This window comes from Methanomicrobiales archaeon HGW-Methanomicrobiales-1 (assembly GCA_002839675.1).
Taxonomy (GTDB): domain Archaea; phylum Halobacteriota; class Methanomicrobia; order Methanomicrobiales; family Methanospirillaceae; genus Methanoregula.
Genome location: PGYM01000004.1, coordinates 15,132 through 33,065, shown reverse-complemented (window position 1 = coordinate 33,065; position 17,934 = coordinate 15,132). Strand labels below are relative to the sequence as shown.

The 17,934-nt window shown below is 52.9% G+C and carries 21 protein-coding genes and 1 tRNA gene; 18 read left to right on the top strand and 4 right to left on the bottom strand.

Going from position 1 to position 17,934, the window contains the following annotated elements:
- Positions 1 to 531: 531 nt before the first annotated feature.
- A complete protein-coding gene (locus tag CVV30_11655) occupies positions 532 to 1,938 on the bottom strand; it encodes an MATE family efflux transporter (protein ID PKL68140.1) in 1,407 nt (468 codons plus the stop codon).
- Positions 1,925 to 2,404: a MarR family transcriptional regulator gene (locus tag CVV30_11650; protein ID PKL67994.1), complete on the bottom strand. Its 480-nt coding sequence runs from the start codon at positions 2,402 to 2,404 to the stop codon at positions 1,925 to 1,927. Before CVV30_11650 ends, CVV30_11655 begins: the two co-directional genes overlap by 14 nt.
- A gap of 105 nt (positions 2,405 to 2,509) precedes the next feature.
- Between CVV30_11650 and CVV30_11645 the strand changes: the two genes are divergently transcribed.
- The 6 genes from CVV30_11645 to CVV30_11620 all read left to right on the top strand — a co-directional run bounded on the left by CVV30_11645 (position 2,510) and on the right by CVV30_11620 (position 7,394).
- Positions 2,510 to 3,247: a hypothetical protein gene (locus tag CVV30_11645; GenBank protein ID PKL67993.1), complete on the top strand. Its 738-nt coding sequence runs from the start codon at positions 2,510 to 2,512 to the stop codon at positions 3,245 to 3,247.
- A gap of 71 nt (positions 3,248 to 3,318) precedes the next feature.
- On the top strand, positions 3,319 to 3,816 hold the full coding sequence (locus CVV30_11640) for a hypothetical protein (GenBank protein PKL67992.1): 498 nt from the start codon (positions 3,319 to 3,321) through the stop codon (positions 3,814 to 3,816).
- Positions 3,806 to 4,012, top strand: a complete 207-nt coding sequence (locus tag CVV30_11635; protein PKL67991.1) for a transcriptional regulator — start codon at positions 3,806 to 3,808, stop codon at positions 4,010 to 4,012. Before CVV30_11640 ends, CVV30_11635 begins: the two co-directional genes overlap by 11 nt.
- Before the next feature lie 157 nt (positions 4,013 to 4,169).
- The gene (locus CVV30_11630) at positions 4,170 to 5,516 is read left to right on the top strand and encodes a hypothetical protein (protein PKL67990.1); all 1,347 of its coding nucleotides are present in this window, start codon (positions 4,170 to 4,172) and stop codon (positions 5,514 to 5,516) included.
- A 10-nt stretch (positions 5,517 to 5,526) separates the two neighbouring features.
- Complete coding sequence (locus CVV30_11625; protein PKL67989.1) at positions 5,527 to 6,207, top strand: lipoprotein-releasing system ATP-binding protein LolD; 681 nt, start codon at positions 5,527 to 5,529, stop codon at positions 6,205 to 6,207.
- The gene (locus CVV30_11620; protein PKL67988.1) at positions 6,204 to 7,394 is read left to right on the top strand and encodes an ABC transporter permease; all 1,191 of its coding nucleotides are present in this window, start codon (positions 6,204 to 6,206) and stop codon (positions 7,392 to 7,394) included. The genes CVV30_11625 and CVV30_11620 overlap by 4 nt, the downstream gene beginning before the upstream one ends.
- A gap of 391 nt (positions 7,395 to 7,785) precedes the next feature.
- Here CVV30_11620 and CVV30_11615 read toward each other — a convergent pair whose 3' ends face one another.
- Together CVV30_11615 and CVV30_11610 are read right to left on the bottom strand one after the other, a co-directional pair.
- The gene (locus CVV30_11615) at positions 7,786 to 8,187 is read right to left on the bottom strand and encodes a hypothetical protein (GenBank protein ID PKL67987.1); all 402 of its coding nucleotides are present in this window, start codon (positions 8,185 to 8,187) and stop codon (positions 7,786 to 7,788) included.
- Positions 8,188 to 8,193: 6 nt separating this feature from the next.
- Entirely contained in the window at positions 8,194 to 8,847 is a 654-nt protein-coding gene (locus CVV30_11610) for a GTP-binding protein (protein ID PKL67986.1), read from the bottom strand.
- 265 nt (positions 8,848 to 9,112) lie between these two features.
- On the opposite strand from CVV30_11610, the gene CVV30_11605 reads away from it, so the two are divergent.
- The 12 genes from CVV30_11605 (at position 9,113) to CVV30_11550 (ending at position 17,928) form a co-directional block, all read left to right on the top strand.
- Positions 9,113 to 9,679 carry a CBS domain-containing protein gene (locus CVV30_11605; protein PKL67985.1) on the top strand — a complete coding sequence of 189 codons (567 nt, stop codon included), beginning with the start codon at positions 9,113 to 9,115 and terminating at the stop codon, positions 9,677 to 9,679.
- Entirely contained in the window at positions 9,676 to 10,425 is a 750-nt protein-coding gene (locus CVV30_11600; protein ID PKL67984.1) for a histidine kinase, read from the top strand. The genes CVV30_11605 and CVV30_11600 overlap by 4 nt, the downstream gene beginning before the upstream one ends.
- A gap of 103 nt (positions 10,426 to 10,528) precedes the next feature.
- Positions 10,529 to 11,470, top strand: coding sequence for a histidine kinase (locus CVV30_11595; GenBank protein PKL67983.1), 942 nt, complete (start codon positions 10,529 to 10,531; stop codon positions 11,468 to 11,470).
- Positions 11,467 to 12,255, top strand: a complete 789-nt coding sequence (locus CVV30_11590; GenBank protein PKL67982.1) for a CBS domain-containing protein — start codon at positions 11,467 to 11,469, stop codon at positions 12,253 to 12,255. The genes CVV30_11595 and CVV30_11590 overlap by 4 nt, the downstream gene beginning before the upstream one ends.
- Before the next feature lie 13 nt (positions 12,256 to 12,268).
- Entirely contained in the window at positions 12,269 to 13,045 is a 777-nt protein-coding gene (locus CVV30_11585; GenBank protein PKL67981.1) for a signal transduction protein, read from the top strand.
- 141 nt (positions 13,046 to 13,186) lie between these two features.
- On the top strand, positions 13,187 to 14,032 hold the full coding sequence (locus CVV30_11580; protein ID PKL67980.1) for a GNAT family N-acetyltransferase: 846 nt from the start codon (positions 13,187 to 13,189) through the stop codon (positions 14,030 to 14,032).
- A 1,135-nt stretch (positions 14,033 to 15,167) separates the two neighbouring features.
- Positions 15,168 to 15,251, top strand: a tRNA-Ser gene (locus CVV30_11575).
- Between the two features lie 35 nt (positions 15,252 to 15,286).
- Positions 15,287 to 15,745: a 30S ribosomal protein S13 gene (locus CVV30_11570; protein PKL67979.1), complete on the top strand. Its 459-nt coding sequence runs from the start codon at positions 15,287 to 15,289 to the stop codon at positions 15,743 to 15,745.
- A gap of 2 nt (positions 15,746 to 15,747) precedes the next feature.
- On the top strand, positions 15,748 to 16,338 hold the full coding sequence (locus CVV30_11565) for a 30S ribosomal protein S4 (protein ID PKL67978.1): 591 nt from the start codon (positions 15,748 to 15,750) through the stop codon (positions 16,336 to 16,338).
- On the top strand, positions 16,338 to 16,736 hold the full coding sequence (locus CVV30_11560) for a 30S ribosomal protein S11 (GenBank protein PKL67977.1): 399 nt from the start codon (positions 16,338 to 16,340) through the stop codon (positions 16,734 to 16,736). Before CVV30_11565 ends, CVV30_11560 begins: the two co-directional genes overlap by 1 nt.
- Complete coding sequence (locus tag CVV30_11555; protein PKL67976.1) at positions 16,736 to 17,566, top strand: DNA-directed RNA polymerase subunit D; 831 nt, start codon at positions 16,736 to 16,738, stop codon at positions 17,564 to 17,566. Before CVV30_11560 ends, CVV30_11555 begins: the two co-directional genes overlap by 1 nt.
- Positions 17,563 to 17,928 (top strand): 50S ribosomal protein L18e, encoded by a 366-nt coding sequence (locus CVV30_11550; GenBank protein ID PKL67975.1) that lies wholly within the window; start codon positions 17,563 to 17,565, stop codon positions 17,926 to 17,928. The genes CVV30_11555 and CVV30_11550 overlap by 4 nt, the downstream gene beginning before the upstream one ends.
- Positions 17,929 to 17,934: the final 6 nt, after the last annotated feature.

Sequence of the window (17,934 nt, the reverse complement as noted above, 5' to 3'; positions counted from 1 at the left end):
CAAATTGCACTCGGTAATCGTAATCACTTGAGGCAGTCTTCGCCGTAAACCTCCACACACCAATTATCGGATCTTTTACCAATGCATTTGTAGGTGTTGGTGTCACAAGAACGGTCACATATACAACTTGGGGGGGAGGTGTTGGTGCTGCTGTAGTCGTCGCACCCAAACCCGTGCATCCCGATATTATTATAATCGCCAAAAGTAGAGCAAAACAGGGGAAAAAAGGATGTGTTCTCATGATTGAACTTACTATTTTAAAATGATTAAAACTTTCATTTTCATTTGTGTTTTTTGAAACAAGAGTTCTGTTGCGTTGGCAGTTGGTTTAAATATTTTATTGGAAGTGTGCATCCTTCCGTGAAGACACAGCACTCCCTACAGATTCAACAATTCAATATTTTCGCTTGGAGTTGATTTTTATGATAATAGATGTTGAATGTGTGTGGCTCTCTCTAACAAAAAGACGGCAATTTTCACATTTTATTTTATCACAGTCAAAATTGTTCAATTTTTAAAAAAAGATTAAGATTACCCGTTCGCAATCAGCCGCGAGATATACGCCCGGGCCCAGATGTATGCCACCGTTCCTCCGATGATATCCCCGGCAACAATTCCCCACCAGATGCCGTGCTCGCCATACCCGAGCACGATCCCGAACAGGTAGGCAAAGAGTGCGATGAAGACCAGGTTCCGCAGGACCGAGATGACAAGCGATGTCATCCCTTTACCTGTTGCCTGGAAGACCGATCCCGACATGATGCCCGGCGGAATGAACGGGTAGAAGAAGCACATGGTGGCAAGGAACATGGCAATCTCCGGTGCGAGATGGGCGCTGTCCGGGGAGTACGTGAAGATGACAGCGATCTGCCGGGCAAAGATAAACGTGAGGGCGCTGATGACCAGCGAGATTGCAATCCCGAGCGAGACCGAAAACGTGTGGACGGTCCTGAGTTTTGCAAACTGCCGCGCCCCGTAGGCAGCACCGGCAACGGATATCACTGATGTGCTGATAGCGATGAGAGGGATAACGGCGAAGAACACGACTCTCCACCCTGCGGTATAGATTGCAACAGCGTCCGTGCCTGCGGTTGCGACCAGCAGGCCGTTGATGAAGATCGCGAGGATCGCCATGAGGAAGAATTCGAAGCTGGCCGGCAGGCCGACCCCGAGAATGTCCCGGACGGTTTTCTTGTCCCACGAGAATGCCTTGTATGAGATGGTGACGTAGGTATCCCGCTTCATGAAGAACCAGTAAAGGAGCACGCACGATACCATGACCAGCGAGATGATCATGCCCCATGCCGCCCCGGCAATGCCCATGCCGGCCGTGTAGATGAGCAGCGGGTCGAGGACCATGTTCATGACCGAAGACGCTGCCATGACGTACATCGCCCGTTTGGCATCTCCTTCAGCTCGGAGAATTGCATAGGCAACGTTAGTGAAGAGGATGAGTACCATGCCCAGGAAGATGACCTGCCCGTATTCAGTTGCAAGCCCGGAGACTTCTCCTGCGCCAAAGAGGTGAACGATCGGGCCGGTAAAGAGGATTAAGGGGATGGTGAGGACTGCTGACAGGATCAGGGTGATGAGTATCGCGTGGACTGCTGCATTGTCAGCCGCGATCTTATCTTTTGCACCTATCCGGCGGGAGATGACGGATGCGACGCCGGCACCGAGCCCGCTGCCGGTCCCAATCAGGATCATGAAGATTGGGGTGATGAACCCGACAGCCGCCAGTGCATCGGAGCCGAGACCGGCAACCCAAATCGCGTTGACGATGTTGTAGGTGGACATCAGGAACATCGCGATGATCATGGGCCCGGACAGTTTCACGATGGCTTTTTTCGGGTCTCCCATCAGGAGCGCGATGCCTTCGGTATTATCTCTCCCGGCCGGGGCTTCATTCGCCCTTTCGGATGATTCAGTTGTTGGCATCGGGAAGTCCTCTTTCATCCTGCATGTTCCTGTGGCTGTTCTGCGCAACGGTGCGCATCAGGGAGTTGAGGGTCTCTTTCTGTTCCCGGGAGAGACCGGTGAGGACCTGTTCTTCCCATTCGTGATGTATTGCCTGCAGCACGGGAGCAAGATGTTCGCCTTTTTCCGTGAGAAACAGGCGGACTGCCCGGCGGTTATCAGGATCGACGATGCGCCGGATATACCCGGCATCCTCGAGTTTTTTTACTGCCCGGGCAATCGTGCCCTTATCGAGATGATAGTGCCGGACCAGGGTCTCCTGCATGATGTTCTGCTCTTTATAGAGCAGCATCAGGACCGGGAACTGGCCTGCGGAGAGGCCCAGCGGCCGGAGCCGGTCATTCAAAAAAATGAACCGGCCGCGACTGGTGATGGAGACTACCGCTCCAAAGGGGATCTCGCAGGTATTTTGGGAGTTCATATGCACCAGTAAATTTGGTGTGGTGGGGGATTAAATGTTGTCAATGCAACAATGGGATATACGCCGGTCCCCTCATGTTTTTTATCTCTCAAAGAGAACGGGATAGTACAGATGGACAAGATCCCCCTTGAGATTTCCGGCGAGGAATCTGCAATCCGGTTCCGGGACTGCTTTTCCGTGCGGTACATCCAGTCGGCAGCCCTGCTCTGCCAGCTCGCCTTTGCGATTGAGCAGGAATACCGGGAGGTAAAAGAGATCCCGGCTGCACTCCAGCTCCGGCATGAAGTTTTCATACTCAACTCGGTCCTGTCCTCCGTTGCGTTTCTCGAATCCACCATCAACGAGCTCTATGCCGATGTCGCTGATGAAGCCTACTTCTTTGCGGATGAAAAGCACGAAGCCCTTTTGAGACTGATCTGCGAGAAATGGAAGAACGAGAAGAATTTCGACCGGGCCCCGCTCCTGAGTAAATATCAGAAGATTCTCCTCATTGCAGAAAAATCCCCGTTTGACGAGGACGACCAGGCGTTTGCGAACCTGAAGTTCCTCATCGAGATCCGCAATCACCTTATGCACTATAAACGGGAATGGGTGGTGATTGGTGACGGGGCGACCCGGCGTAACGGTGAAGAAACAACCAGCGGGAAATTTGAAAAAAATCTCCGGAAAAAATTTGCAACAAACCCGCTCGCACCAAAAAACGGTCCCTTCTTCCCGGACAAATGCTTAGGTCACGGGTGTGCGGAATGGGCCGTGGTCAACAGCCTGATCTTCGCTGACGAGTTCTTCCGGAGGCTTGACCTGCCGGTGCCGTACGAGGGCATACGCGGGGAGATGGCCACGCGATAAGCAAAAACCGGTATTGCAGAAACTCCGGGCAATGATCTGCCGGCCCTGACAGATACCTTTTACTCGATGTAATGTATAAACTACATCCGGAAAGCATGAAGCAGAACACCTTTTACGTCCTTACCGGGATCATTGTCACTGCCCTCGTTGGTATCTTCTGGTTATCGCTGGAGTGGAACGACCCCCTCCCGATCCAGATCGGATTTGTTATCGGTGTCATCACCGTGTACTTTGCCCGGCGCAGGGTTACCGGTATCATCGAAGACGAGCGTTCAATTGCCATATCCCAGAAAGCTGCGTTCCACACGCTTGAGATCTTCTGGGTGGTCTTTTTCACCTTCAGTCTTGGATTCATTGTCTGGACCAGCAGTAATTTCTTTGGCCTTGAGCGGACACCGACATTCCGGTATATCCGCGAACACAGCCCGACGGATATGGAGTTTGGCAGACCGTTCTTAAACCCCGGGTTCCTCCAGCTCCTCTTCCTTTGCATGATCATCTTCCTCTATGTCGGCTTTAAGTTCTATTACGAGCGGAAGTACGGCGGGGAGGACATGGATGAAGAATAACATCAAGGTATTCAGGGCAAAGGCAAATCTGACGCAGGAGCACCTGGCAAACGCTGTCGGGGTGTACCGTCAGACCATCATCGCTATAGAAAAAAGCAAGTATGTCCCCTCTCTTACTCTCGCGTTCAAGATTGCACGATATTTCAACGTGAATGTCGAAGAGATCTTCGAATGCGAAGAAGCAGATCTCAAATAACTCCCTCTTTTGAATGTCCCTGTTTTGCTGGTTGCTGCAAGAGTGTATTTACTCTACAAAAGTAACTTTTAAATTACATTAAGTAATACGTACATTACACTATCATAATGCGGGGTAACGATGTGCCCCATAAACGTCGCAGGTGTATTACTATAAAATGGGAGAAATTATGAACTACAAACACTGGATATCCACAATCTGCCTGGTCTTCTGCCTTGTGGCAGCAGCCGGCGCCGCGACCACGGGCAGCACTTCCTCTACTACCTCAAGTAGTACGGGCACAACAACAACCCTGTCCCCCCAGGACGCCCTTGCACAGGTTTCGGTGAGTTCGGTCACCCTCGATCCCCCGGTATTCTACCCGTACGAGCAAGGAACCATCGCTGTCACGCTCGCCAATTCCGGTTCACAGGCCGTATCATTTTCCCAGGCTGATCTTATCGACACCAACATCAATCTCCTGAACCGGGAAGCCTACGGCACAACGATCTACCTCGGACCCGGTAACTCGATGACCTATACCCTTCTCGTTAATGCAGGGTCAAAAGACGGCAACTATTTCCCGATGTTTTCCGTGGCATCCAGTACTGCAGGAAGCATCCGGTATCCTATCAGTATCGAAGTGGATTCGCAGGATATCCGGGCAAGTTTTGACAGCGTTCCGGATGATTTCGCCGTTTCAACAAAAGACACGATTAACTTAACTATCGTCAATCCGCGAAACGGGGCAATCAAAAATATTCTCATCACTCCTGAAGGCGGGGGTGCAACAGTAAGTCCAAGCTCCCGTTTCATCTCATCCTTAGGTGCCGGAAGTTCCGTTGATATTCCCTTTGATGTTACTCCGGAAAAAGATACCGCCCTGACATTCCGCATCAGCTTCCAGAATGGAAACAACAAGCACTCTACCGTTGCTGTCCTGCCTATCAAAACCGGAACCGATAAATCGGCAGCAGTGCCGGTCATCAATAATATTGAAGTCACGTCCCAGGGCTCTTCCTACCATCTTTCCGGGGATGTCAACAACGCAGGTATCACCGATGCAAAATCCATGGTTCTGACGGTAGTTGCTCCCGCAAAAGCAGTAGAGCCCTACGCGGAATATTCCATTGGTTCACTTGCATCCGATGACTTTTCAAGTTTTGAGCTCACCTTTGCAAGCAACAACCTCTCTTCGGTTCCCGTGCAGGTCTCCTGGAAGGATGCACTGGGCAATTCATTCTCAACGGTAAAGACTCTCGACCTGCGATCATTAACCGGGTTGGATATATCAGGATCCAGCAGCAGTTCGGGTTCAACATCCCGCCAGGTATCAGGAACATCTTCCGGCACATCAGCGTCCCAGCGGGCTCCGGGCGGAAGCAGCATGTTAGGGATCGGTGGATCCCGCGCCGGTGGGATTAGTTCGTTCTACCCGGTGATAGCCGGGGGCATTATTGTTATTATCGGTATTGTGCTGTATATGAAACGGAAATGGATTACAGCAAAGTTCAGGAAGCAATGAGCCGACTGCCATGGATGATACACCCCTTATACGGTTAACCGACGTCTCAAAAGTATACCCCCTGGAGAGTGGCGACTTCACCGCGCTTGACCATGTCTCGCTCGATATCCGGGAAAACGAGTTCATCGCTGTCATGGGCCCATCAGGTTCCGGCAAATCCACCCTGATGAACCATCTCGGTATCCTCGATGTGCCTACGACCGGGGAATTGTTTATCAATGGAAGAAATGTGGCTGCGATGACCAACCTGGAGCGCACTCACATGCGCCGTGATATTATTGGGTACATCTTCCAGAAATTTTACTTAATTCCCCTTCTCTCGGCATACGAGAACGTGGAATACCCGCTTATCCTGAAGTACAAGCAGCGCGATACCACCGGGAAGGCGACAGCGGTGCTCAAATCTGTGGGTTTTGACGCTGATATGAGTGCCCACCGGCCCAACCAGCTCTCGGGCGGCCAGCAGCAGCGGGTCGCGATTGCACGGGCACTGGTCAATGACCCGAAGATCCTTCTCTGCGATGAACCGACCGGGAACCTGGACCGGAAGACCGGCCTCCAGATCATGGACATCCTTGTTGATCTACAGAGTAAAGGAAAGACCGTGATCCTTGTCACCCATGACCCGAAGATCGCAGAATATGCCCACCGGATCATTGAGCTCGAGGACGGGAGGATCGTGGCATCATGAAAGATATCTTCTTTGACCTATCGGTGCGCAGCGTCCGCTTAAACTTCCTGCGCTCGCTCCTTGCGTCGGTCGGTATTGTCATCGGGGTCGTTGCCATCTCGTCCATGGGAATGCTCGGGGCGAATATGCAGCTCTCGGTAAAAGAACAGCTATCGTCGAATGTCAATACGATCATGATCTCGTCCGATGTGGTGAGAACCACGACTACGGCCGGAACACCGGTAACCTCATCGGGAATAACAAAAACGCAGTTGAGCGAGATTAAGAGTTCTGCCGGGTCGAACATTGTCATTCCTCTTCACCGGACCAGTACGCAGTTCACGATCGGTTCTACCGATGGCCGTGGAAGTGTCTACGGTATGGATCCCAACGACATCCCCAAATTCCTCACGATCGAGGAGGGGGATAATATCCGGGGGGCGAATGATGCCATTGTCGGGTCCGGCATTGCCAGCAACTTCGACCTGAAAGTCGGCAGCCGGATCAAGATCGGGCAGAAGGATGAAGCCTCGCGGCCGGTAGTCCGGGTCTCCGGCATATTGGCTGCCCGGGGTTTTGCATCCGACGGGGTCAATACCGATAACGCGATCATTGTGCCGGACGACTGGTACACGGATCATTATGGCGACAAGGACCTGTACGATCAGGTCAATGTGATTGTGAAAAATGTCGATACTATCAGCGATGTAGAGGCTTCCATCGATGACAAAGTCAACCGGAAAAGCGATGTCGTGCGGATCCAGGACGCCAGTTCCCGCCTTACTTCCATTACCGCAACGCTGGGCACCATCACGACCTTCATCCTTGCGATTGGGGGCATCTCCCTTGTTGTCGCAGCCGTCAGCATCTTCAACGTGATGATGATGTCGGTCAATGAACGGGTACAGGAGATCGGTATCCTGCTCTCCATTGGTACGGAAAAAGGAGAAGTGCGCCGCATGTTCCTGTATGAAGCATTCATTCTCGGGGTTATCGGCGCCGGCGTAGGAGGGATCTGCAGTCTTGTCATCGGTTATTCTGTTGTGAGTGCCATGATCGGCAACACGGCGTATTTCTTCCTGCCGGACAGCATCATGTATGTCCCGTATGGTATGATTATCGGTATCGTGGTCTGCGTGGTTTCAGGGTTGTATCCGGCATGGAAGGCATCCAACATGGACCCGATCGATGCGCTGCGATCGGAGTAATCCCCCTGAATCCTTTTTAATTATCGTGGAAATCCTCGCTTCCCTTGATTGCCTGCTCTTTGTGACCCTTGGAGGGTGACCCCCTCTCTCCCCCAGAGGGGGAGGCAGCTCAAGGGGAGCACCCCCTTGACCCTCATAAGAAAAATCGAACTACTCGATGCTGGAGCACAAGCTGTAGGATTTTTTTGCTAATGTCAAGGAAAAACCTGTCAGAATGCAATCGCATCTGTGCCCCATCCCCCTACGGGGGATTGGCACAAGTGGGGGGAGAAGATTGTAAAATATCAGACATCCTCTCACGAGGCATTTAACAAATTATCCTTTTTAGTAAAATCAGATACTCATTAAATGAAAAAAAATATTAAAAAAACCAGGAAAATGAAAGATATTCTCACTTCTTTTTACCCTTCTTCTTCGGCTCTTCTTTTGCCATCGACACGAGATCGATGATATAACTGCCCTCTTTGCCCACGCTTACGATCCGCTCATCGCTCTTTACCATCTTCTCGAGGTTCAGCTCGTAAGATCCCGGTGAGACAATCCGGATCGTCTCGACCCGGTCATACATCTCCACTTCCTTTTTCCGGGTTGTGGGCTTCTCAACGATCTCAAGAACCTCTTCTTTGGACTCGTCAGCGATCTCTTCGATGGACTTCTCTTCAAGTACATCCTTGTTGATCTCTTCTTCCTTGACGTAGAGGAACTTCTTGCCGCCGCAGCTCGCGCATCCCCGTAAGATCTCGGTTGAACCGTCCTGGTATTCCCGTCCGCATTTTGTACACTTGTGCGGCATCTGGTCTCACCCGAAGTATTCGATCATGGTTTCGTAGAGATCTTCAACGTTCCTGCCCTCGAGACCGGAGATCGCTACAACCGGGTGTTGGGGGAACGCGCTGCGGATACGTGCCGGCGCCGCATCGGCGAGATCGATCTTGTTTGCAACGATGATGACGGGAAGATTCCTGCTCTCGATGATCCCGATCATCATGATATTCACCTGCATGAATGGGTCGAGCGTTGAGTCGAGCATGTAGATAACGCCGTCAATATCCTCGCGCAGCCAGTGCATGGCCTCGGCAACACCCTCGGTAGCTTCCCGGGCGCGGATGATCGCTTCGTCCTTCTCCATGCCGAATTCCAGGAATTCATGGTAATCGATCTTGGTCGTGACACCCGGGGTATCTACGATATCCATCGTTACTACGCTGCCGTTTGCGCCGGAGATGATGATATCTTCTTTCTTTCGGGCCCTGCGGGTCTCGTGCGGGATCTCGCTTACCGGGCCGACGGCATCGCCGGTCCAGTCGCGGGCAATACGGTTAGCCAGCGTGGTCTTTCCCGCATTGGGTGGACCGTAAATACCGATCCGGGTCCGTTTCTTCTTGAAAAATGAATTGAGGAAATTGGAAAATTTCTTCTTTGCCGTACCAAACGTCTGATAAAATATTTTCACTCTACACCTCGTCGGCTACGCATCGTACCTGGGTACAAAGAATTCACCATGATTCGTAAGTAATGTATTGAATACGCAGTTTATTAGGTTTCTCGTATTTTTCCCAGAGGATCGCCGTAAGGCGATCCCGCACGGTCCGGACAGCCTCTCCAACTATTACTGTGCTGCATTGTTTCCTGCCTCGGCCAAATTGTATTTATACAAGGGGAGGGGAGTATGCTAATTGTAAAAACATCAGAACCAAACGCACCAAAGGAGGTGACTCATGAAAAAGACAACCAACGCAATACGGTTTGAAACCCGTGTCCCCCTCAGTGAAGTGATGAAACGCAACCCGACCATGATAGGCATAGAAGCTACGGTGGCTATGGCTGCCAAGGCGATGTGCAAGGAAGAAGTCGGCAGTGTAATCATCCTCGATAATAACAAGCCCATTGGCATTGTTACCGAGGAAGACATCAACTGCAAAGTGGTGGCAAAGGATCTCAAACCGAGCAAAGTACACGTGAATGAAATCATGAGCACGCCACTCATTACGGTGAGTGCGGATAAAACATCCGGCGATGCCGCCCACATGATGGTGAAGCACAAGGTAAGGAGACTCCCCGTTGTTGATGACTGCAACGAAGTGATCGGTATTATTACGGTCCGGGATCTTCTTACCGTTTCAACAGAGCTCAATGATCTGCTGGAGGATCTCATCGAGATCAACCGCGAGGAGATCGTTGAGCAGGGTGTATGCGATCGCTGCAGCCAGATGTCTGATGACCTTAAGCGGGTGGATGGCGTATTGATCTGTCCAAGCTGCCGTGAGGAGGACAAAATCACATGAAAACAGCACAGGATTTCCTCGTTGAGATCCCTGTGCTGAAAAACAGTGACCAGATAACAAAAGCGCGGCAGATCCTCAGAGATGAACGATTCCGTGAAGTCTATGTCGTGGATGCAAAGAAAAATCTCCTCGGCTACATCGACCTGACGGACGGGTTGCGGGTGACTGCAACGAAATCGAATGTAACGGTTGAGGGTTTTGTCAAGGATGCACCGATGGTAAATCCTGAAGACTCAATCGAACAGGTGGCAAAAACAATGCGAAGCTTCCATACGGATAGTGTAGCGGTGATAGACTCCACGCGTCACATGCGGGGAGGAATCCTTCTTTCGGATCTCTTTCCCGTTATCATCTCGCGCAATGAACTGCACGGGACGGTAGCCTCACGCATGAATACAAAGGTGGTTGCCGCAGATCCAACGGACGAACTCCAGAAGATCCAGGCACTCATCATGGAGAGCGGGTTTACGGCATTCCCGGTGATCAAAAAGAAACAGCTCATCGGTATCATATCCCGCCGCGACCTGATCAGCACTAAGCGGGTGCGGTCAGCAATCGCCCAGCATGCCCATACCACGGTCGAGGATGTGATGACCCGTGAAGTGGTCACTATCACACCTGACGAGCCGGTGAAGTATGCAGCAGAACTGCTGGTAAAACACGATGTCAGCCGGCTTCCCGTTCTTAACGGCGATGCCCTTGTCGGGATACTTGACCGGCACGACATCCTTGCTGCCCTTGCCTGAATAACCGGCCATCGTCGGCAGGATCAATGTGGACAGGATTATCAGGAACCGAAAAGTCCAGGAACAATACAAAAACGGGCCTAATGACCCGCCAGAGGTGAGAATGCACCAGAATACCAAAGGCATCAAACAGGGCGACCGGCTCTTGAAGATGCAGGGAAAACTCGATCGCGGGCCGGTTGAGTTCAAGTCACATATTGCAGAGCAGGAAGGCGAGATCATGGCGATCGCAACCCGCGACGTCATTTCAGTACCCCCTACGAATAGTATTATCGGGGCTGTTGAAACGATGACAAAGTGCGGTTTCCGGCGGCTTCCGGTTACCGACGCAGGCACCCGGAAACTGCGGGGAATCGTCACGTCCGGTGATATTATTAATTTCATGGGCGGGGGTGACAAGTACAAGCTAGTACAGGTCAAACATGATGGCAACCTGCTGGCAGCGGTGAATGAAAATGTCCGCACCATTATGACGCAGCAGACAGTCACACTCCGGCACGATGCCACGATCCGCGATGCGGTAAAGGAGATTGTAGAAAAGAAGATAGGCGGCCTCCCCATCGTAGACAACGACGGGGTGCTGGAGGGAATCGTAACCGAACGCGATGTGATGCGGGTACTGGGGGCACAGCAGAGTTCGCTCAATGTCGAGGACGTGATGAGCACGTCCCTGCGGGTGACTGCCCCGGACTGCCCGATCGAAACCGTTGCCCGCGATATGACGAAATGCCGGCTCCGCCGTTTACCGGTGGTAAGCGACGACGTGGTATACGGGATTGTCACAGCGACCGACCTGATGCGTTATCTCGGCAGCAGGGAAGTCTTCTCAAGGATCACCACCGGGAATATCTCTGAAGTGATGGGACTGCCGGTCAGGACCCTGATAGGCGGGCACCTCTTCACTACAACCCCGGGGAAGAGCATCAATGAAGCTGCCCGGGAGATGCTTGAGAAGAATATCGGGGCATTACCGGTGATTGAAGACTCCCGGCTGATCGGGCTCGTTACCGAGTTCGATCTCGTCCGGGCATTTGCGAGGGGGTGAAAGCCATGTTCGCACGCGACATCATGACCGCACCGGTCTATTTCGTCTCTCCGGACGCAACGGTAGCTCATGCCCGGAACCTGATGGTGCGGTACAAGATCTCCCGCATCCTGGTCATGGAAGACCAGAAACTGGCCGGCATCCTCACGAAAAAAGATATTGCCTATCGCTTAAAGCAGGGCGAACCGGCATGGAGGCGGCGCCCGCTCGACCGGATCCCGGTGGGTGCCCTTGCCACTGAAAACCCCGTGACAATCGATCCCGGTACCGGGATCAAGAAGATCGCAAAGCTGTTTGCAGAGAGAAATATCAGCAGCGTCCCGGTGGTTGAAGAAGGATCCGTTGTGGGGATCATCACCAAGACCGATCTGATGAAATCCGCCCTTGTCCGGGGCCTGTGTCTCCCGGTCGGGGACGTGATGGAAGATGTGGTGACGGTCAACCGCTACCATTCGCTGAATCATGTGATCAGCGTGATGCGTGAACGCAATGACAAGGTGCTGGTGATCGATGATGAAGGCCTTCCTGCCGGAATCATCACAGAAACGAACCTTGCATTCTATGAAGATGAGCCCAAGATATCGGGTGTGGTTGGAAAAGACGTAGCCATAACGACACGTGAAAAAGCGGACGGGGTACGCGGGCAGGGAACGCTCATGGTCGCCTCGGTGACCGCAGAAGACGTGATGACAAGTCCTGTTATCACGGTACCTGCAACAACCCTGCTCCCCGACGCTATCGCACTGATGGACAGACAGCATGTCAACAGTCTTGTTGTCATATAAAGGAAGTGGCGAAATGACAAAAGAAGTTTTTATCAAAGATGTAATGGCAAAACCGACAACAATAGCCAAATCGGCAACAATCACCGAAGCGCTCGATAAGATGCTGGCAGAGGGTATCGACCCCCTGATAGCGGTCAATAATAATTCTGTAGTTGGCACTGTTTCACGACAGGCAATCGCCGAGAAGCTGGGGAGCAAACAGAACTCTGATCTCGCTCCGGCAGCCATCCATGTAGCAAGTGTAGTGAACGATGATTTCACGAGTGTTTACCCGGATGAGAGTATCAACGTCCTCATCCCGCTGCTCCAGCGCTACAAGCTGGTGGTGGTGTATGACGCGGATCACAAGCTCATTGGCCAGGTAGGTATGGTTGATCTGCTCAAAAAAGTCCGGCCGGAGAACGTGATGGATGAGGTTATCGAAAAGGCCATCACCATTGAAGCAACAGAGCGGGTTGTTCACCTGCGGCGCCGGATGATTGATGATAATATCACCCGGTTTATTGTAACCGAGAATGAAAAATTCACTGGCATCATTACTGAAACGGATGTAGCGGTTGCGATGCGCAAGTTCCGTGAAGCGGTTGATGACAAGCATCAGGATCACCGGATCCGGAACCTGCTGGTCAAAGATATCATGAGCGCTCCGCTCTTATCGGTGGAACGAAAATCTGCGGTTTCCGATGTTGTCGATACGATGATAAAAAAGAACATCAGTTCGATTGCGGTGATGGACAATGGCAAGCTCTTCGGTATGATCACCCGCAGATCGCTGGTCAAAGCCCTGTAGGGCCTCCCACAATTATCTTTTTTGGATTTTCAGATTCAGTTGATACCCTGTTTTTGGCTTTTAATACGTCCCCGGGCGAGTCAAAAACCGTCATGTGTATGTAGCTATCCTGCCAATATCCGTAGAAGGAGTTCAGGGAAGATGGCTGGTATTCAGTTCCGGACAATGACGCGGGAAGAAGTTTCAACTGCCGTGGCATGGGCCACAAGTGAGGGCTGGAACCCCGGGCTTTCCGATGCGGAATGTTTCTCCATTGTTGATCCTGAAGGGTTCTTCTGTGCAGAAGCGGACGGGAAGATCGTGGGTACGGTTTCGGTGGTCAACTATGATGACCGGTTCTCGTTTGCCGGTCTCTTCGTGGTTGATCCGGCCTACCGTGATCACGGGATTGGGATGCAGCTCTACCGGCACGCAATGCGGCATGCCGGGTCCCGGGTGGTTGGCGGCGATGGCGTTGTCGCGATGGTGGACAAGTACCAGAAAGATGGCGGGCTGTTCCTGCACTACAACAATGCCCGGTACGAGGGCATCGGCGGAGGAACGATGCCGGATGGACTGACACCAATCCGTGATGTACGGTTTGAGGATCTGGCAGCGTATGACGCGATGCACTTCCCGGCCCGCCGTGAGCGTTTCCTCACATGCTGGATCGGGCAGACGGGGCATTATGGTCTTGTACAACTGGACCCGGACGGGAAGATTGCCGGGTATGGTGTGCGGCGGGTCTGCCAGACGGGCCACAAGATCGGCCCGCTCTTTGCCCGGGACCGGGCAACTGCTGAAAAGATTCTCGATGGTCTCATTGCGGGAATCCCCGGTGAGCAGTTTTATCTCGATATCCCGGTCCCGAATCCGGCTGCGGTTGCGCTTGTGCAGGACCGGAAGATGACGCCGGTCTTTTACACTGCCCGGCTCTATTCGACCCGGGCCCCTATCCCGCTTCCGCTGGATGAGATTTTCGGTGTTACTACGTTTGAGCTGGGGTAGGCTGCGGAGCGGTGAGCAGGAAACTCATCGTACAATTTTTCCCTGGTCCGGATTTATCGCTCATTTTTGTGAAAGGGTTCGCGAGGAAAAAGAGCGTATCCTACCATTTGCCCGACCCGCAGGAAAACCGGAGGGGGGGTGGTACCCTGTCTTGCGGGGGACAGGGGGGGAGGGGGTCCCCCCCTCATTTTTTAGAGAGGGGGTGGGGTAGGCTGGTATCCCCCGCTCATTTTTTGGAGGGGGGGACCCCCTCCCCCCCACTCATGCGGAAGAGAGGGGGTATCCCCCCTTCCGGATACCCTTTTATGAAATCCCCTCTCCGTCGTGACTCCACGCGAAGTCAAGCCCGCGTACGTGCAGCCGGAGGGGGGGAGGTACCCTGTCTTGCGAAGGACAGGGGGGTAGGGGGTCCCCCCCTCTTTTTTTTGAGTGGGGGGTGGGTATCCCCCTCTCATATTTTGGACAGGGTACCACCCCCCCTTTTATTTTGCGTGATGGGACTTGTCCTGCGTCGTGGCTCCATGCGAACCCGTGGTTGTGTGGGTGCAGCCAGGGGGGTGGGTGCCTGTCTTGCGCAAGACAAGGGGGGAGGGGGTCCCCCCCTCGGGTTTTGGAGAGGGGGGTAGGGTACCCCCACTCATTGTTTGGACAGGGTACCACCCCCCTGCTAAAAAAAATTCGTGGCTATTCTAAAAGAAAAAGGAGTTCATCGTATTTTTTTGCATACATATCTTTCACATATACTTAGTATGCGCTCTATCCTGCTTGCGAATTGCCATACATTAGATGGAGATTATAAGCAGTAAGGATGGAGCCACCGCCTCCCAAGGGGCGCCCCCGCAGCGGATCAGGGCCAGTATTCCCTCGTATGTATCCCGGACCCGACACTTTTGAAATAGAATGCACACATACTAAGGTACTAAGAACACAACGTCCCGGAATTCCAGCATACACAATAAGGAAAAATAATTGCCAACCGGAAAAGATCCCACAACTCCTTCTATCCTCTACCGGGCGTCCAAAAGCCGGACCCCCCGCAACGCTTATTACCCAACTATGCCCATATTATAAAGCACCATTCATGGAGCAGTGGTTATCCGCTGCGAGTGTCTGTTACAAGATGCGAGATTCCTCTGTTGAGGTAGCCAAGCCTGGTATGGCGCAGGTTTGCTAAACCTGTGTTCGAAAGGACTCGGGAGTTCAAATCTCCCCCTCAGCGCTAAAAGAGACAATCTCACCAATCGAGGGGATTGGATGGCTCAGGAAAACGATATTAAATACTTTGTAAGGGTTGGAACCACCGATCTCGATGGTACCAAATCCGTGAGAGTAGCGCTTACCGGCATCAAGGGTGTCGGCAGGCATACCTCCACGGTTATTTCCCGTATGGCGAAAGTTGACGAGTATGCATTACTCGGTCGCCTTGAAGAGGAGTCGGTCAACCGGCTCCGGATCGCTGTTGAAGAGTACATCACCAAGATTCCGGCATGGATGGCAAACCGTCCCAAGGATGTGTACACCGGCGAAACAAAGCACCTTTTTGGCGGAGATGTCGCTCTCGCAAATGAAGAAGACATCAACCTCATGAGAAAGATCCGATGCTACAAGGGCATCCGGCATGAGACCGGCCAGAAAGTCCGCGGTCAGCGCACCAAATCTACCGGCAGAACCGGCAAGACTGTTGGTGTGAGCAAGAGGAAGGCAGGTAACTAATCATGGGATACCCAGGCAAGAACCATAAGTCTTACCAGACCCCAAAGCGCCCGTTCGAAAAGACGCGTATCGAATCCGAAACGCGCCTTGTCATCGAATACGGCCTGCGCAACAAGCGTGAAGTCTGGAAGGCCCAGGCAGACCTGCGCAAATACCGCAAGGGTGCCCGTAACCTTCTCGTGCTCGCGTCAAGCGCCACTGATAAGCACATCTTCGATGCAAAGAAGGACGAACTGATCAGCCACCTCCAGCGTGCAGGTCTTCTCGGTCCCGATGCGGACATTGAAGCCGTGCTCTCGCTCAAGGTCCAGGCCCAGCTCGACCGCCGGCTCCAGACCATGGTACACCGCAAGGGACTCGCCCGCTCGCCGAAACAGGCGCGGCAGATGGTCACCCACGGTCATATTGCAATCGCCGGAAGGCGTACCACTATCCCCAGCTACCATGTTGGCCGGATTGAAGAAGGACAGATCACCTACTATGGGACGTCCTCATTCGTCAGCGAAGCAAATGCCGAGAGGACCCGCATTGCCAAACCGGCAAGTAACCCCAAGGCACTTCCCCAGCAGGGATACCAGCGCGGAGGTAGATAATGGCAGCAAATGACAAGGAAAAGTGGGGTATTGCTCACATCTTTGCATCCTTCAACAACACTATCATCACAGTAACTGACCTCTCCGGTGCAGAGACGGTCACAAAAAGCAGTGGTGGTATGGTCGTCAAGCAGGACCGCAATGAGAGCTCCCCGTATGCTGCTATGCAGATGGCAGGCAACGTTGCGCAGGCAGCCCGCGAAAAGGGCTTTGTCGGCGTCCATGTCAAGGTGCGTGCACCCGGACAGGGCAAGCAGCGCAGCCCCGGGCCAGGTGCCCAGGCAGCCATCCGTGCACTCGCCCGTGCAGGTATGCGCATAGGCCGCATTGAAGATGTTACACCCGTTCCCCACGACTCATGCCGCGCTAAAGGCGGACGACGTGGCAGGAGAGTGTGATGCAGATAGAATTCGCCAGTCTGGACGATTCCTTGGCGCGATTCACTCTCTCGGGAGCGAGCCCAGCATTTGCCAACGCCTTCCGGCGGGCAATGATCGGCGAAGTGCCAACCCTTGCAATCGAAGATGTGCGTATTTATAACAATACCAGTGCGCTCTTCGACGAGATGCTGGCCCACCGCCTTGGGCTTATACCCATAAAGACCGATCTCTCATCCTACACGACTCAGGAGAAATGCACGTGCGACGGGGCCGGATGCCCAGCCTGCACGGTGACCTACACCTTAAGCGCCGAAGGCCCCCGCACGGTCAGTTCAAACGACCTGATCCCGGCAGACCCCAAAGCAGTGCCGGTGTACGACAACGTGCCCATCGTGAAACTCACGAAAGGGCAGACCCTTGTCCTCGAAGCAAAAGCAGTCCTCAATACCGGCAGAGTACATGCAAAATGGCAGCCGACCCTGGTCTGCGGGTACAAAAATCACCCCGTAGTTACGATCAGCGAAGGTTGCGATGCCTGTGGTATGTGCGTGGACGAATGTCCCCGCCAGGTGCTTGCAGTTCGCGGCAAGAAAGTCGAAGTAGTAAGCAACAAACTTCCCGACTGTTCCATGTGCAAGCTTTGTGAAAAGGCCTGCATTGCGAGTGGTATCGGGGATGAACCGGCAATCCATGTATCCGCCGAAATCGACCGCTATATATTCGTAGTCGAAGGCGACGGTTCACTGCCGGTAAAAGAGATCATGAATCGGGCACTTCTGTATATCAAGGAGCAGTCAGACGAGCTGGAACACCAGTTAGGCGAAATCTCAGGGGATGAAAAGAAATGACAAGAATAGTAGAGAAGACGAACCCCCGTCTTACCAGCCTTATCTTACTCCTGAAGAACAAGTCACGGGAGAATGAGGCCAAGATCTGGCGCGAGATCGCAAGCAGGTTAGAGACCCCCAACCGGAATTACGCCGAGGTCAACCTGTCCAAGATCAGCCGCTATGCCCAGAACGGCGAGACAATCATCGTCCCGGGTAAAGTTCTCGGCAGCGGCCTGCTTGAGCAGTCCGTCAAGGTTGCAGCGCTGAATTTTTCAGCATCCGCGACCAGCAAGATCAAGGACGCAAAGGGACAGTGTATGACCATCGAGCAGCTCCTTAAGGACAACCCGAAAGGCAGCGGTGTCCGGATCCTGAGGTGAAGAAGA

Excerpts from the sequence above, each read along its gene's own strand:
- CVV30_11655 (PKL68140.1), bottom strand. The coding sequence starts at position 1,938 with ATGCCAACAACTGAATCATCCGAAAGGGCGAATGAAGCCCCGGCCGGG.
- CVV30_11645 (PKL67993.1), top strand. The coding sequence starts at position 2,510 with ATGGACAAGATCCCCCTTGAGATTTCCGGCGAGGAATCTGCAATCCGG.
- CVV30_11640 (PKL67992.1), top strand. The coding sequence starts at position 3,319 with ATGTATAAACTACATCCGGAAAGCATGAAGCAGAACACCTTTTACGTC.
- CVV30_11635 (PKL67991.1), top strand. The coding sequence starts at position 3,806 with ATGAAGAATAACATCAAGGTATTCAGGGCAAAGGCAAATCTGACGCAG.
- CVV30_11630 (PKL67990.1), top strand. The coding sequence starts at position 4,170 with ATGGGAGAAATTATGAACTACAAACACTGGATATCCACAATCTGCCTG.
- CVV30_11625 (PKL67989.1), top strand. The coding sequence starts at position 5,527 with ATGGATGATACACCCCTTATACGGTTAACCGACGTCTCAAAAGTATAC.
- CVV30_11620 (PKL67988.1), top strand. The coding sequence starts at position 6,204 with ATGAAAGATATCTTCTTTGACCTATCGGTGCGCAGCGTCCGCTTAAAC.
- CVV30_11615 (PKL67987.1), bottom strand. The coding sequence starts at position 8,187 with ATGCCGCACAAGTGTACAAAATGCGGACGGGAATACCAGGACGGTTCA.
- CVV30_11605 (PKL67985.1), top strand. The coding sequence starts at position 9,113 with ATGAAAAAGACAACCAACGCAATACGGTTTGAAACCCGTGTCCCCCTC.
- CVV30_11600 (PKL67984.1), top strand. The coding sequence starts at position 9,676 with ATGAAAACAGCACAGGATTTCCTCGTTGAGATCCCTGTGCTGAAAAAC.
- CVV30_11595 (PKL67983.1), top strand. The coding sequence starts at position 10,529 with ATGCACCAGAATACCAAAGGCATCAAACAGGGCGACCGGCTCTTGAAG.
- CVV30_11585 (PKL67981.1), top strand. The coding sequence starts at position 12,269 with ATGACAAAAGAAGTTTTTATCAAAGATGTAATGGCAAAACCGACAACA.
- CVV30_11580 (PKL67980.1), top strand. The coding sequence starts at position 13,187 with ATGGCTGGTATTCAGTTCCGGACAATGACGCGGGAAGAAGTTTCAACT.
- CVV30_11570 (PKL67979.1), top strand. The coding sequence starts at position 15,287 with ATGGCTCAGGAAAACGATATTAAATACTTTGTAAGGGTTGGAACCACC.
- CVV30_11565 (PKL67978.1), top strand. The coding sequence starts at position 15,748 with ATGGGATACCCAGGCAAGAACCATAAGTCTTACCAGACCCCAAAGCGC.
- CVV30_11560 (PKL67977.1), top strand. The coding sequence starts at position 16,338 with ATGGCAGCAAATGACAAGGAAAAGTGGGGTATTGCTCACATCTTTGCA.
- CVV30_11555 (PKL67976.1), top strand. The coding sequence starts at position 16,736 with ATGCAGATAGAATTCGCCAGTCTGGACGATTCCTTGGCGCGATTCACT.
- CVV30_11550 (PKL67975.1), top strand. The coding sequence starts at position 17,563 with ATGACAAGAATAGTAGAGAAGACGAACCCCCGTCTTACCAGCCTTATC.